The sequence below is a fragment of the Thioalkalivibrio halophilus genome, from assembly GCF_001995255.1.
Lineage (GTDB): Bacteria > Pseudomonadota > Gammaproteobacteria > Ectothiorhodospirales > Ectothiorhodospiraceae > Thioalkalivibrio > Thioalkalivibrio halophilus.
Genome location: NZ_MUZR01000006.1, coordinates 1 through 13,696, shown reverse-complemented (window position 1 = coordinate 13,696; position 13,696 = coordinate 1). Strand labels below are relative to the sequence as shown.

Annotated in this window: 13 protein-coding genes and 1 pseudogene; 12 read left to right on the top strand and 2 right to left on the bottom strand. The window is 69.5% G+C overall.

Going from position 1 to position 13,696, the window contains the following annotated elements; genetic code table 11:
- Positions 1–139: 139 nt before the first annotated feature.
- From B1A74_RS01790 to ubiA, 9 genes and pseudogenes are all read left to right on the top strand, one after another.
- Positions 140–1,111, top strand: a pseudogene (locus B1A74_RS01790) (LysM peptidoglycan-binding domain-containing protein); the annotation flags it as partial.
- A 27-nt stretch (positions 1,112–1,138) separates the two neighbouring features.
- Positions 1,139–2,287 (top strand): DNA-processing protein DprA, encoded by a 1,149-nt coding sequence (gene dprA / locus B1A74_RS01785; RefSeq protein WP_077243599.1) that lies wholly within the window; start codon positions 1,139–1,141, stop codon positions 2,285–2,287.
- Positions 2,284–2,769 (top strand): Smg family protein, encoded by a 486-nt coding sequence (locus B1A74_RS01780; protein ID WP_077243598.1) that lies wholly within the window; start codon positions 2,284–2,286, stop codon positions 2,767–2,769. The genes dprA and B1A74_RS01780 overlap by 4 nt, the downstream gene beginning before the upstream one ends.
- 57 nt (positions 2,770–2,826) lie before the next feature.
- Positions 2,827–5,490 carry a DNA topoisomerase I gene (locus B1A74_RS01775; protein ID WP_077243597.1) on the top strand — a complete coding sequence of 888 codons (2,664 nt, stop codon included), beginning with the start codon at positions 2,827–2,829 and terminating at the stop codon, positions 5,488–5,490.
- Positions 5,491–5,521: 31 nt separating this feature from the next.
- On the top strand, positions 5,522–6,091 hold the full coding sequence (gene tsaC / locus B1A74_RS01770) for an L-threonylcarbamoyladenylate synthase type 1 TsaC (protein WP_077243640.1): 570 nt from the start codon (positions 5,522–5,524) through the stop codon (positions 6,089–6,091).
- Between the two features lie 11 nt (positions 6,092–6,102).
- Positions 6,103–7,032, top strand: coding sequence for an oxygen-dependent coproporphyrinogen oxidase (gene hemF, locus B1A74_RS01765; RefSeq protein WP_077243596.1), 930 nt, complete (start codon positions 6,103–6,105; stop codon positions 7,030–7,032).
- A 26-nt stretch (positions 7,033–7,058) separates the two neighbouring features.
- Positions 7,059–8,075 carry a porphobilinogen synthase gene (hemB, locus tag B1A74_RS01760; protein ID WP_077243595.1) on the top strand — a complete coding sequence of 339 codons (1,017 nt, stop codon included), beginning with the start codon at positions 7,059–7,061 and terminating at the stop codon, positions 8,073–8,075.
- The gene (gene aroE / locus B1A74_RS01755; protein WP_077243594.1) at positions 8,072–8,914 is read left to right on the top strand and encodes a shikimate dehydrogenase; all 843 of its coding nucleotides are present in this window, start codon (positions 8,072–8,074) and stop codon (positions 8,912–8,914) included. The genes hemB and aroE overlap by 4 nt, the downstream gene beginning before the upstream one ends.
- 12 nt (positions 8,915–8,926) lie before the next feature.
- Positions 8,927–9,802 (top strand): 4-hydroxybenzoate octaprenyltransferase, encoded by an 876-nt coding sequence (ubiA, locus tag B1A74_RS01750; protein ID WP_077243593.1) that lies wholly within the window; start codon positions 8,927–8,929, stop codon positions 9,800–9,802.
- 31 nt (positions 9,803–9,833) lie between these two features.
- Here the strand turns inward: ubiA and B1A74_RS01745 are convergent, their stop codons facing one another.
- Positions 9,834–10,544 carry a ComF family protein gene (locus B1A74_RS01745; protein ID WP_077243592.1) on the bottom strand — a complete coding sequence of 237 codons (711 nt, stop codon included), beginning with the start codon at positions 10,542–10,544 and terminating at the stop codon, positions 9,834–9,836.
- A 76-nt stretch (positions 10,545–10,620) separates the two neighbouring features.
- Between B1A74_RS01745 and B1A74_RS01740 the strand changes: the two genes are divergently transcribed.
- From B1A74_RS01740 to bioF, 3 genes are all read left to right on the top strand, one after another.
- The gene (locus B1A74_RS01740) at positions 10,621–11,079 is read left to right on the top strand and encodes a hypothetical protein (protein WP_018946665.1); all 459 of its coding nucleotides are present in this window, start codon (positions 10,621–10,623) and stop codon (positions 11,077–11,079) included.
- Positions 11,076–12,074, top strand: a complete 999-nt coding sequence (gene bioB / locus B1A74_RS01735; RefSeq protein ID WP_077243591.1) for a biotin synthase BioB — start codon at positions 11,076–11,078, stop codon at positions 12,072–12,074. The genes B1A74_RS01740 and bioB overlap by 4 nt, the downstream gene beginning before the upstream one ends.
- A gap of 64 nt (positions 12,075–12,138) precedes the next feature.
- Entirely contained in the window at positions 12,139–13,323 is a 1,185-nt protein-coding gene (gene bioF, locus B1A74_RS01730; protein ID WP_077243590.1) for an 8-amino-7-oxononanoate synthase, read from the top strand.
- 6 nt (positions 13,324–13,329) lie between these two features.
- Here the strand turns inward: bioF and B1A74_RS01725 are convergent, their stop codons facing one another.
- Positions 13,330–13,677, bottom strand: coding sequence for a type II toxin-antitoxin system VapC family toxin (locus B1A74_RS01725; RefSeq protein WP_244269151.1), 348 nt, complete (start codon positions 13,675–13,677; stop codon positions 13,330–13,332).
- Positions 13,678–13,696 lie beyond the last annotated feature (19 nt).

Below are 13,696 nucleotides of genomic sequence, written 5' to 3'. Positions count from 1 at the left end.
TGTAACGCTGTTTCTGGGGGGCTGCGCGGCCACCGGAGACACCGACACCGGCAGCGGCACGGAAGATCCCGAGAACCGGACTGCCGAAACCGCCACCCCGGACAACGGGGAACGCCAGGAGGCCAGCGGCTCCGCCACCGAGGAAACCCCGGAGATCCGGGACTCGGCGCCGGAGCGCTACGTCGTCAAGAAGGGCGACACCCTCTGGGACATCTCCGCAATGTACCTCGACGAACCCTGGTACTGGCCGGAGATCTGGGCGGTGAATCCGGAGATCGAGAACCCGCACCTGATCTATCCGGGCGATGTCCTGAGCATCCACTACGTGGACGGCGAACCGCGCATCACGGTCGACGGCGGCCCGCGCGTGCGGCCGACCAAGCGCCTCTCGCCGGAGGTCCGCGTGGAGGAGCTCGACGACGACACCCCGCCGATCTCCACGCTGCAGTCGTTCATGTTCCAGCCGCAGGTCCTCGACGAGGAGACCCTGGAACAGGCGCCCTACATCGTGGCCGCGGACGACGATCGCGTGATCTACGGCCCGGGCGACCGGGTTTATGTCCGCAATGCCGAGGACACGGAAGAATACGAGATCTACCACATCGTCCGGCGCGACGAGATGCTGCTGGATCCGGACACCGGCGAGGAACTGGGCGTCGCCACCATCCCGGTGGGTGAAGCCGAGATCGTCGAACCCGGGCACGTGGCGCGTGCCAACATCCGCCGTGGCGAACGCGAGACCATCCGCGGCGACCGCCTGGTTCCGTTCGCGGAAGAACAGGACTTGCTGTTCGAGATCGGCCGCCCGCCGGAAGACATCGACGGCCAGGTCATCAAGCTGTTCGATGCGATCAGCCAGATCGGCCGCTACCAGGCCGCGGTGATCAACCGCGGCGAGCGCGACGGCATCGAGAACGGCCACGTGTTCGCCGCCTACACCGCCGGCCGGACGGTCCGCGATCCGATCGCCGGGACCAACGAGTCCGTGGACCTGCCCGAAGAACGGGTCGGCGAGGTGATGGTCTTCAAGACCTTCGAGAAGGTCTCCTACGTGCTGGTGACCGAATCCGAGCGCACGCTGCGCGAGGGGTACACCGTCCGCCATCCGTAAGCCATGACCACCAGGGCGGATTCCGCGATGGAACGCGAGTCCCGCAACGACGCAGCCACGGCCGGGGTCGACCCCGGGCCGTGGCTGCGTCTTTTGCATACCCCCGGACTGGGGCCACGGCGCATCCAGCGCCTGCTGGAGGCCTTCGGCTCGCCACAGGCCGCGCTGGCCGCGCCCGCCCGGCAGTGGAGGGACGCCGACGTCGGCGTGGCCCCGCCAGAAAACCCCGACGATGACCACCCCGGCGTGGCGGCCGACCTGGCCTGGGAGCGCGCGGACGCGCGTCACCGCATCCTGTGTCGCGACGACCCCGACTATCCGCCGCTGCTGACGCAACTGCCCGACCCCCCGCCGGTGCTGTTCCTCAACGGCGACCCGGCCCTGCTGACCGCACCGCAGGTGGCCATCATCGGCAGCCGCGACGCGACTCCGCAGGGACTCAAGCTGGCCCGCGAGTTCGCTCGCGAGCTGGCGAGCGCCGGGGTCACCATCACCTCGGGTCTGGCGCGCGGGATCGACGGCGCCGCCCATCAGGGCGCACTGGATGCCCCGCAGGGGCGCACCACTGCCGTGGTCGCGACGGGGCCCGACCGCATCTATCCGGCCGCGCACCGGCGGCTGGGGCACCGCATCGCCGATCACGGCCTGATCGTGTCGCTCTGGCCCACGGGCACCCAGGCCCAGGCCGGGCACTTCCCGCAGCGCAACCGCGTGATCAGCGGGCTCGCCCTCGCGACCCTGGTGGTGGAAGCGGGCGACAACAGCGGCTCGCTGATTACCGCGCGGCTCGCCGGAGAACAGGGCCGGCAGGTCTACGCCGTCCCGGGCTCGGTGTTCAGCCCGGTCAGCCGGGGCTGCCACCGGTTGATCCGCGAAGGGGCGCAACTGGTCGAGACCGCCGGCGAGATCCTCGACGACCTGGCCGACTGGCTGGGCGTCCCGCCCGCCCCGCAACCCCCGGGGCCGGCGCCCGCCGAGCCGGTGGATCCGGAGCACGAAAAGGTCCTGCAGGCGATGGGTTTCGACCCGGTGGACATGGAAACCCTGCGCAGCCGGACTCAATTGACCATCGACACGCTTTCATCCATTCTCGTTTTACTGGAACTCAATGGCCGCGTGGCCGCCCTCGATCACGGGCGCTATCAGCGCCTCGACGCAGGATCCCCCGAATCATGAACGAAAGCGTGCTGGACGTGCTCATGTATCTGTTCGAGCACACCCTCGACGAAGAATCCGAGGCCGAACCCGATCGCGGCGAGCTGCAGCGGCAGCTGGTCGAAGCCGGTTTTGCGTCCGGGGAGATCGAGCGCGCCCTGGGCTGGCTGGACCGACTGATGAGCGAAAGCCCGCTGGCCAGCCGCGGTGGTGACAGCGCAGCCTGCCGCGTGTTCGCCCCCGAGGAACGCCAGCGCCTGAACATGGAAAGCCGCGGCTTCCTCCTCAATCTGGAACAGAACGGTCTGCTCACCGCCGGCACCCGCGAACTGGTGATGGACCGCGTGATGGAACTGGACGCCGAGGAGATCGACCTCGACCAGCTTCGCTGGGTGGTGTTGATGGTCCTGTTCAACCAGCCGGACGACGCCGTGGCCTACTCCCGGCTCGATGAGGTCATGCGCGACCACCTCGGCCCCACCGAGATGGATTATCTGCACTGATCCCGGCGTCACCGCCTCCCACGGAACCCGCCGCCACCGAGACGGTCCCGAGTCCCCATGAGCAAGCACCTCGTTATTGTTGAGTCCCCCGCCAAGGGGAAGACCATCGAGAAATACCTCGGCCCCGAGTATCAGGTCATGGCCTCCTATGGCCATGTGCGCGATCTCGTGCCCAAGGAAGGAGCGGTGGATCCGGAGGACGGGTTCCGCATGCGCTACGACGTGATCGAGCGCAGCGAAAAGCAGATCGAGGCGATCGCGAAGGCCCTGAAGAAATCCGACGACCTGATCCTTGCGACTGACCCCGACCGCGAAGGCGAGGCGATCTCCTGGCACCTCTACGAGGTCCTGCGCGAACGCGGCCTGCTCGAGAGCCGCAACGTCTACCGCGTGGTGTTCCACGAGATCACGAAGAAGGCCATCCAGGAGGCGATCGAACAGCCGCGCGAACTCGCCCAGCCGCTGATCGACGCCCAGCAGGCGCGCCGCGCGCTGGACTACCTGGTCGGCTTCAACCTCTCGCCGCTGCTGTGGCGCAAGATCAAGCGCGGCCTGTCCGCCGGACGCGTGCAGAGCCCGGCGCTGCGCATGATCTGCGAGCGCGAGAACGAGATCGAGGCCTTCGTCCCGCAGGAATACTGGACCCTGGACGCGAAGGCCGAACGCGAGGGCCAGCCGTTCACCGCGCGGCTGACCCACCTGGACGGCAACAAACTCAACCAGTTCGACCTCAACAGCGCCGAGCTCGCCCACGATGCGCAGGGCCGCCTGAACGAGGCCGCGAACGGTGAACTGCGCGTGGCGAAGGTCGAAAAGAAACAGCGCCGCCGCAACCCGGCCGCGCCGTTCACCACCTCGACCCTGCAGCAGGAGGCCTCGCGCAAGCTGGGCTTCAATGCCAGCCGCACCATGCGCACCGCCCAGCAGCTGTACGAGGGCATCGACCTGGGCTCCGGCGCGGAAGGCCTGATCACCTACATGCGAACCGACTCGGTCGCGCTGGCCGGCGAGGCGATCGGCGAGGCCCGCGGCCTGATCGAAGAGCGCTACGGGACCGACAACCTCCCGGACAGCCCGCGCCAGTACAAGACCAAGTCGAAGAACGCGCAGGAGGCCCACGAGGCGATCCGTCCGACGTCGGTGCGGCGCATCCCCGACGAGGTCCGCAACCGCCTGACCAGCGACCAGGCCCGGCTGTACGACCTGATCTGGAAGCGCACCGTGGCCTGCCAGATGATCCACGCGACCTTCGACACCGTGGCCGCCGATCTGGTCCCGGGCGACAGCGACCACCGCTTCCGCGCCACCGGCTCCACCCTGCGCCACGCCGGGTTCATCGCGGTCTATCAGGAGGGCCGCGACGACAGCGCGGACGACGACGAGGACAAGCGCCTGCCGGAGATGGCCGAGGGCGACACCGTCGCGCTGCACGAGGTCACCGCCGACCAGCACTTCACCGAGCCGCCGCCGCGCTACACCGAGGCCAGCCTGGTGAAGACCCTCGAGGAATACGGCATCGGCCGCCCGTCGACCTATGCCAGCATCATCTCGACCCTGCAGTCGCGCGAATACGTGGAGATGGACGGCAAGCGCTTCATCCCGACCGACACCGGCCGGATCGTGAACAGCTTCCTGACCCAGCATTTCGATCGCTACGTCGACTACGACTTCACCGCGAACCTGGAAGACGAGCTGGACGCGATCTCGCGCGGGGAAAAGGACTGGGTCCCGGTGCTGGAGGACTTCTGGGGCGATTTCCGCGACCGGGTCAAGGAAAAGGAAGAGAACGTCACCCGCGCCGAGGCGGTGCAGTCGCGCGAGCTGGGCACCGACCCGAAGAGCGGGCGGCCCGTCAGTGTGCGCCTGGGCCGTTTCGGGCCGATCGTGCAGATCGGCACCAAGGACGACGAGGAGAAGCCGCGCTTCGCCGGGCTGCTGCCCGGGCAGAAGATGGACAAGATCACCCTCGAGGAGGCACTGGAGCTGTTCAAGCTGCCGCGCGAGCTGGGCGAGACCCCCGAGGGCGAACCGGTGATGGTGAACATCGGGCGCTTCGGTCCGTACGTGAAGTACGGTGCCAAGTACGTCTCCCTGGGCCCGGACGACGACGTCTGGACCATCGAGCTGCCGCGCGCCCTGGAACTGGTGGCGGAGAAGAAGAAAAAGGACGCCGAACGCTTCATCAAGAGCTTCGACGAAGAAGGCATCCAGGTGCTGAACGGTCGCTACGGCCCCTATGTCACCGACGGCAACAAGAACGCCAAGGTGCCCAAGGAGACCGATCCCAAGTCGCTGACCCTGGAGCAGTGCCAGGAACTGATCGCCAATGCCCCCGAACGCAAGGGGCGCGGGCGCAAGGGCGGCAAGGCCGCGGCCAGCAAGTCGGGCGGCACGAAGAAGGCCTCCACGACCAGGTCGACCACTTCGAAATCCACCGCGTCGAAGTCAAAGTCCACGGGGTCGAAAGCATCAACCCAAAAAGGCACGAAGAGCTCGGGAACGAAATCCACGGGCTCAAAGGCCTCGGGTTCGAAGGCCTCGGGTTCGAAGGCCTCGGGTTCGAAGTCCACCGGCACGAAATCGAGTGCATCGGGCAGCGGGAAATCCACCGGCAAGGCCACCAGCAAGAAATCGGGTGGCAAGGCCGGAAGCGACGGCGACTCCACGGAAAAATCCCCCAGCGACGAGACCGTTACCGCCAGCGGCCGTGGTTCCGACTGACGCGTCCACCCCCGGGCGGGGCACGACATCCATCGAGTCCGTGGCGCGCATCCTGCGCGCCGGTGGTGTGGTGGCCTACCCCACCGAGGGGGTGTTCGGCCTGGGCTGCCGGCCGGACGAGCCCGCCGCGGTGGAACGCATCCTCACCCTGAAGGGCCGCCCCGGCACCAAGGGCCTGATCCTGATCAGCGACCGCCTGGAGCGTCTTGTCGGGTGGCTGGCACCCCTGGATGCCGAGGCGCGCGCCCGGGTGGAGGCCAGCTGGCCGGGGCCAGTCACCTGGCTGTGGCCGGCCGCCCCCGAGTGTCCGGCCCTGCTGCGCGGCGAGCACGAGACCCTGGCGGTACGTGTGACCGCGCATCCTCCGGCCCGCGCACTGTGTGCAGCCGCCGAGAGCGCTCTGGTCTCCACCAGCGCCAATCCCGCCGGAGAGGCGCCCTGTACCGACTGGTCCTGCGTGGAACATCGCTTCGCCGACGGGGTGGATGCCATCCTGCAGGCCGCCTGCGGCGACCTCCCCGGCCCCACCGCCATCCGCGACGCGCGTACCGGCGCCTGGCTGCGCGGCGGCGCCGACCCCGAACCCGAACCGGACCATTGAGAGGAGCCGACATGGCCCGCGAAGACGACGTCTCCATCGATCGCGTAACCGAATACCTGCAGGGGCTGCAGGACCGCATCTGTGCCGGCATCGAGGAACTCGACGGCGAGGCCGGTTTCCACGAGGACGCCTGGGACCGCCCGGCCGGCGGCGGCGGGCGCACCCGGGTGCTGTCCGGCGGCGCGACCTTCGAGCAGGCCGGGGTCAACTTCTCGCACGTGATGGGCGACACCCTGCCGGCCTCGGCCACCGCCCACCGCCCGGAACTCGCCGGGCGCTCGTTCCAGGCCGCCGGGGTCTCGCTGGTGATCCACCCGCACAACCCCTATGTGCCCACCTCGCACGCCAACGTGCGGATCTTCGTCGCGGAGAAACCGGGCGAGGATCCGGTGTGGTGGTTCGGCGGCGGCTTCGACCTGACGCCCTACTACGGCTTCGACGAGGACTGCATCCACTGGCACCGCACCGCCGAGGCCGCCTGCCGGCCGTTCGGCGAGCACCTCTACCCCGAGCACAAGAAGTGGTGCGACGACTACTTCTTCCTCAAGCACCGCGGGGAACCGCGCGGCATCGGCGGGCTGTTCTTCGACGACTTCAACGAGGGCGGCTTCGAACACGCCTTCGGCTACATGAAGAGCGTGGGGGACGCCTACCTCGAGGCCTATGCCCCCATCGTGCGCCGCCGCCGCGATCTCGAATGGGGCGAGCGTGAACGCCAGTTCCAGCTCTACCGCCGCGGGCGCTACGTGGAGTTCAATCTGGTCTACGACCGGGGTACCCTGTTCGGCCTGCAGTCCGGCGGGCGCACCGAATCGATCCTGATGTCGCTGCCCCCGCTGGTGCGCTGGGAATACAACTACCGGCCGGAAGCCGGCACCCCCGAGGCCGAACTCTACGAGCGCTACCTGGTGCCCCGCGACTGGCTGGCCGAGGCTGACTGAGAAAACCCGATCGAGGACGCGCACATATGACCGCCCCCATCGCCCCCTATCCTGCCAGCCGTCCACGCCGCATGCGCCGGGATGCCTTCTCCCGGCGGCTGATGCGCGAGCATCGCCTGAGCGCCGACGACCTGATCCTGCCGGTGTTCGTGACCGAAGGCGAAGGGGTGCGCGAACCGGTGCCCTCGATGCCCGGCGTGGAGCGGGTCTCCATTGACCAGCTGCTGGTCGACGCGGCCGCCGGCCACCGCCTGGGCATCCCGGCCCTGGCCCTGTTCCCGGTGGTCCCGGTGCAAAAGAAGAGCCTGGACGCCGCCGAGGCATGGAACCCGGAGGGCCTCGCCCAGCGCGCGGTGCGCGCGCTGAAGGCCGAGCTTCCGGATCTGGGCGTGATCACCGACGTCGCGCTGGACCCGTTCACCACCCACGGCCAGGACGGCATCATCGATGACGACGGCTATGTGGTGAACGACATCACCGTGGAGGCCCTGGTGCGTCAGGCACGTTCGCATGCCGCGGCCGGCGCCGACGTGGTCGCGCCCTCGGACATGATGGACGGCCGCATCGGCGCCATCCGTAGCGCGCTGGAAGACGACGGCCGGGTCCACACGCGCATCCTCGCCTACTCGGCGAAGTACGCCTCGGCGTTCTACGGCCCGTTCCGCGACGCGGTGGGCTCGGCCGGCAACCTCGGCCGCGGCAGCAAGGAGACCTACCAGATGGATCCGGCCAACGGCGAGGAGGCGATCCACGAGGTGGCCGCCGACCTGGCGGAGGGCGCCGACATGGTAATGGTCAAGCCGGGCATGCCGTATCTCGACGTGGTCCACCGCCTCCGCGAGCGCTTTCAGCGCCCGACCTTCGTCTACCACGTGTCCGGCGAATACGCGATGCTCAAGGCCGCCGCCGAACGCGGCTGGCTGGACGAGCGCGCCTGCGTGCTGGAGGCCCTGACCGGCATGAAGCGCGCCGGGGCGGACGGCATCCTCACCTATTACGCCCGGGCGGCGGCCGAATGGCTGGCGGAGGACGCCACATCATGAGCCGTCCCGATCGCTACGCGGTGGTGGGCAACCCGATCCACCATTCCCTGTCGCCGCGCATCCACACCCTGTTCGCCGAGCAGACCGGGCAGGCGATGACCTACGAGGCACGCCGCGGCACCCCGGGGCAGTTCGCCGAAGAGGTCGGCGGCTGGCTGGCCGGGGAGCTGCGTGGCGTGAACGTGACCGTGCCGTTCAAGGAGGATGCCTGCCAGCTCGCGGCCGTGCTCTCCGACCGGGCCCGCCGCGCCGGGGCCGCCAACACCCTGTGGACCGGCGACGACGGCCGCATCCATGGCGACAACACCGACGGCGTCGGCCTGCTGCGCGATCTGGAAGACCGCCTCGGCTGCGACCTGAACGGCCGCCGCATCCTGATCCTGGGGGCCGGCGGCGCCACCCGCGGCATCCTGCTGCCGCTGCTGGAACGCACGCCCGCCGAGCTGATCGTCGCCAACCGCACCCCGGCCCGGGCCGAGGGCCTCGCCCGCGACTTCGCCGATCTCGCCGGCGACACCCGTCTGCAGGCCTGCGCCCTGGACGCCCTGCCGGATGGCCCGTTCGATCTGATCCTCAACGCCACCGCCGCCGGGCTGTCCGAGGATGCCCTGGAGCTGCCCGCCGGTCTGGTCGGTCCGCGGACCACGGCCTACGACCTGGTCTACGGCCCGGCCGCCCTGCGCTTTCTCGACTGGGCCGAGGCGGCCGGCTGCGCGCTCAGCAGCGACGGTCTGGGCATGCTGGTGGAACAGGCCGCCGAGGCCTTCGCCATCTGGCGCGGGGTACACCCCGAAACCGGACCGGTACTGGCGACCCTGCGCCACGAAGCCGCCGACTGACCCGCCCCGGCCATGACCCCGCGCGAGCGCCTGTACGAGTACGCCCGCCTGACCCGGCTGGACCGCCCGGTGGGCATCTACCTGCTGCTGTGGCCGACGCTGTGGGCGTTGTGGATCGCCGCCGACGGCCTGCCGCCCTGGCATCTGCTGTTCATCTTCGTCGCCGGGGTCACCCTGATGCGCTCGGCCGGCTGCGCGATCAACGACTATGCCGACCGCCATTTCGACGCCCATGTCACGCGCACCCGCGACCGCCCGCTGGCGATCGGCAGCATCACCCCGCGCGAGGCCCTGGCGGTGTTCGCGGCGCTGTGCCTGGCGGCCTTCGTGCAGGTGCTGTTCACCAACCCGCTGACCATCGCGTTCTCGGTGGTGGCGGTGCTGCTCGCGGGCACCTATCCGTTCTCCAAGCGTTTCCACCATTTCCCGCAGGTGCATCTGGGCGCGGCGTTCGCCTGGGCGGTGCCCATGGCCTTTACCGCGGTCAACAACGAACTGCCGCCGCCGGAGGCCTGGCTGCTGTTCGTGATCACCCTCGCATGGACCACGGTCTACGACACCTTCTACGGCATGGTCGACCGCGAGGACGACCTGAAGATCGGGGTGAAATCCACCGCCATCGCCTTCGGCGAGCTGGACCGCGCCATCACCGGGGCGCTCCAGGTGATGGTCTGGATCGGCCTGTTCCTGCTGGGACGCAATCTGGAGTTCGGCGGGGTCTACATGGCCGGGCTGGCGGTGGTCGCCGCGCTGATGTTCTACCAGCAGTTCCTGATCGCCGAACGCGAGCCGGCCGACTGCCTGCGGGCGTTCAGGAACAATCATTATCTCGGCGCGGTGGTGATGCTGGCGATGATCGGCGACCACCTGTGGCGAGCGGCCGCCTGAGCCGCAAACCGCGCCCTGCGAACGACGCACCTCAGGCCCGCGCGAGCGTCAGCGCCTCCACCCGCGCCGCCCCCGCCGCATACAGGACCTCCGCCAGCGCATCCAGCGTGGCCCCGGTGGTCGCCACGTCATCCACCAGCAGCACCCGGGCAGCCTCCGGGAATTCCGCACCGGGTCTCAGGGCAAAGGCACGTGCGACGTTGCGACGGCGTTCGCGCCGCCCCAGCCCCTGCTGCGACTCGGTCGCGCGCACCCGGACCACCAGCCGCGCCGCCAGCGGCGCCTCCAGCACCCGCGCCGCTTCGCGCGCCAGTTCCAGCGCCTGATTGAAGCCACGCTCGCGGTAACGCTCGGGATGCAGCGGCACCGGGACCACGCAATCCGGCCCCTGCTCCACGGCGCGCCGCGCATCCGCCAGCTCGACCGCCGCGCGCCGGGCCAGCTCCCGGAGCACGCGTGCCGCGGTGGCGTCATCGGCATGCTTGCGCGCGAGGATCAGGCGATCCAGCGGCCAGGTATAGCGCCACGGGGCATGCAGTGCCGCCAGCCGCGGCTCGCGATCCCGGCACCGCGGACACGGACCCGCCACGGTGTCCGGCTCGCCACAGCGCGGACAGGGGGCCACCACCCGTTCCAGTTCCGCCAGACAGCCCGCGCACAGGGCTTCACCCGGGCCGACGCCGGTCCCGCAAAGCCCGCAGGCCGACGGAAACGGCCCCTCCAGCCAGCGCCGTACCCGCATTCCCGCTCTCCCCGTCATCCATGAAGGGCCGCGTGCCATGATGCTAAACTCCGACCTTTTACCGGCAGGATAGCTCATGGAAACGAAGACCATCTCCGGACGCCGATCGCGGCGGGCGGCATCGCTGTTCGACATCGGGAACGTCATCGTCATCAGCGTGGCCGGTATCCCCCTGTTCCTCGTCGGCGGCGACGGGGTCGGCGTAGGCTTCATCATCGCGGCGATCGTGGGGATCGTCCCGCTGATCCTCTGGTTCGGGGGCTCCATGGTCGTCTATGCCCTGAACAAGCATCACCCCGACCCGCGGGTGGGGCACCACACCCAGTGGGCCGCCTACCGGCTTTACGGCCTGATGGGCGCGCTGATCGTGGTGGCAACCTTCTTCCCGCCCGACATCGACTACTATCGCGCCTACTGGGCCGTGGCCGCGGTGATCCTGCTGCCGTGGTCGCTGTATGCCCTCTACACCATCTATCGCGAGCCGTGGTCGGACATCGATGTCCCGGCCGAGGCCGACCAGGAGCACCACCTATGAGCGAGCTGCGCCACGACTGGACCACCGAGGAAGTCGAAACCCTGCTGGATCTGCCGCTGAACGACCTGATCTTCCGCGCGCAGACCGCCCATCGGGAACATTTCGACCCCAACGCGGTGCAGGTCAGCACGCTGCTGTCGATCAAGACCGGGGCCTGCCCCGAGGATTGCGCCTACTGCCCGCAGAGCGCCCACCACGAAGTCGAACTCGAGCGCGAACGCCTGCTTCCGGTCGACGAAGTCGTCGCGGCGGCGCGCAACGCCCGTGCCCAGGGCGCCACCCGCTTCTGCATGGGCGCGGCCTGGCGCAACCCCACCGACAAGAATCTCGAGCGCGTGATCGAGATGGTGCGCGCGGTCAAGGACGAGGGACTGGAGACCTGCATGACCCTCGGCATGCTGAAGGCGGAGCAGGCCCGGCGCCTGTCCGAAGCGGGGCTGGACTACTACAACCACAATCTCGACACCTCGCCGGAGTTCTACGGCCACATCATCTCCACCCGCACCTACCAGGACCGGCTGGAGACCCTGGAGCACGTGCGCGAGGCCGGCATGAACGTCTGCTGCGGCGGCATCCTCGGCATGGGCGAGTCGCGCCGTGACCGCGCGCGCATGCTGCAGCAGATGGGCAACCTGCCGAAGCACCCGGAGTCGGTGCCGATCAACCAGCTGATCCAGGTCGAGGGCACCCCGCTGCAGGACGTGGAGAACATCGATCCGCTGGAGTTCGTGCGCAGCATCGCGGTCGCGCGCATCGTGATGCCCGCCTCCTACGTGCGCCTGTCCGCCGGGCGCACCGAGATGTCCGACGAGATGCAGGCCCTGTGCTTTCTCGCCGGAGCCAACTCGCTGTTCTATGGCGACACCCTGCTGACCACGCCGAACCCCGGCGAGAACCACGACCTCGCGCTGTTCGAGCGCCTGGGCCTGCAGCCGGAAACCGCCGACGGGCACACCGGCGAGGACGCCGCCGAACCCGCCGCGCGCAGCGCGTGAGGCCAGGCGTCCGCCCGGCACCCCGGGGCGGACGCCTCCCGCCTGCCACCATCCCCGGCCGGGCATGAGCGACTCCCTGCAACGCTTCCTCCATAAGCGCCTCGAGACCGTCCGCGAGGCCGGACTGTGGCGCCGCCTGCGCACGCTGGACGGGCCACAAAAGCCGGAGCAGATCATCGACGGACAGCGCGTCGTCGCCTTCTGCTCCAACGACTATCTCGGCCTGGCCGCCGATCCGGCGGTCAGCGCGGCCGCCCGCGAGGCCCTGGACGCATACGCCACCGGCGCCGGGGCCGCCCACCTGATCAACGGCCACACCCGGGCCCATGCCGAGCTGGAACAGGCGCTGGCGCGTTTCACCGGGCGCGAGCGGGCACTGGTCTTCTCCACCGGCTACATGGCCAACCTGGCGCTGGTGCAGACGCTGGTCGGGCGCCACGACACGGTGTTCGAGGACCGCTGGAACCACGCCTCGCTGATCGACGCCGTGCGCCTGTCCGGCGCGCGCAGCCAGCGCTACCGCCACGCCGACCCCGAACATCTGCGCCAGCGTCTGGAGCGCGCGCCCGCCAACGGCCACCGGCTGATCGTCACCGACGGGGTCTTCTCCATGGACGGCGACATCGCGCCGCTGCCACAGCTGGCCGCGCTGGCCCGCGAGTTCGACGCCTGGCTGATGGTGGACGACGCCCACGGTTTCACGGTGCTGGGCGAGACCGGGGGCGGCAGCTGCCAGCATTTCGGCCTGGATGCCGGCGACGTACCGATCCTGATGGGCACCCTGGGCAAGGGCTTCGGCACCGCCGGGGCCTTCGTCGCCGGCAGTGAAGCGCTGATCGAGACCCTGATCCAGACCGCCCGCCCGTATATCTACACCACGGCGATGCCCGCCGCGCTGGCCGCCGCCACCCTGGCGTCCGTTCGCATCGCCGAGGCGGCCGGCGACCGCCGTGATCACCTGCGCGCCCTGATCCGGCGTCTGGGCGCCGGGCTGGATGCCCTGGGCCTGCCTCACCCGCCACCGGACACGCCCATCCAGCCGGTGATCCTGGGCGATGCGGCGCGCGCCACGGCCATCGCCGAGCGCCTGCGGCAGGCCGGCTTCCTGGTTCCCGCCATCCGCCCGCCCACGGTCCCCGAGGGCCAGGCCCGTCTGCGCATCACCCTGTCCGCCGTCCACAGCGAAGCTCAGGTCAACGCCCTGCTGAACGCACTCGAGCGCGCCCTCCACGCCAGCCCCGGAGGTTGAGCCTCGTCAGGCGCCGCGGGCAACCCCCAGGTCGGCGGCCGCGCAATGCAGCCGTCGATCCCGGGTCCACAGACGCGTGCCCGGCGTCAGCAAGCCGGAAGCAAGCAGATGGGCATCGGCATACCCGATACCGCGACCCATCAATTCGCGGGCCTCGATGCACGCGAGCACCTCCTCGTCCGTTGCCCGGGTCGCGTGCGGAAGGTCGCCCAGCAGCCGCAGGATCTCGCCCCGGTTGCGCAGATTTCCGCATGCGAGCTCGCCGATCACGAAGACATGCACCAGCACCCGCGATTCATGGAGCAGAACCTCCAGTTCCGGCTCCCCCTCGCGCAGATGATCGATCCATACCAAGGGAAACACTGATCAATGT

Coding starts and splice junctions, on each gene's coding strand:
- B1A74_RS01780 (WP_077243598.1), top strand. CDS start 2,284: ATGAACGAAAGCGTGCTGGACGTGCTCATGTATCTGTTCGAGCACACC.
- B1A74_RS01775 (WP_077243597.1), top strand. CDS start 2,827: ATGAGCAAGCACCTCGTTATTGTTGAGTCCCCCGCCAAGGGGAAGACC.
- bioB (WP_077243591.1), top strand. CDS start 11,076: ATGAGCGAGCTGCGCCACGACTGGACCACCGAGGAAGTCGAAACCCTG.
- aroE (WP_077243594.1), top strand. CDS start 8,072: ATGAGCCGTCCCGATCGCTACGCGGTGGTGGGCAACCCGATCCACCAT.
- hemF (WP_077243596.1), top strand. CDS start 6,103: ATGGCCCGCGAAGACGACGTCTCCATCGATCGCGTAACCGAATACCTG.
- bioF (WP_077243590.1), top strand. CDS start 12,139: ATGAGCGACTCCCTGCAACGCTTCCTCCATAAGCGCCTCGAGACCGTC.
- hemB (WP_077243595.1), top strand. CDS start 7,059: ATGACCGCCCCCATCGCCCCCTATCCTGCCAGCCGTCCACGCCGCATG.
- ubiA (WP_077243593.1), top strand. CDS start 8,927: ATGACCCCGCGCGAGCGCCTGTACGAGTACGCCCGCCTGACCCGGCTG.
- B1A74_RS01745 (WP_077243592.1), bottom strand. CDS start 10,544: ATGCGGGTACGGCGCTGGCTGGAGGGGCCGTTTCCGTCGGCCTGCGGG.
- B1A74_RS01740 (WP_018946665.1), top strand. CDS start 10,621: ATGGAAACGAAGACCATCTCCGGACGCCGATCGCGGCGGGCGGCATCG.
- dprA (WP_077243599.1), top strand. CDS start 1,139: ATGGAACGCGAGTCCCGCAACGACGCAGCCACGGCCGGGGTCGACCCC.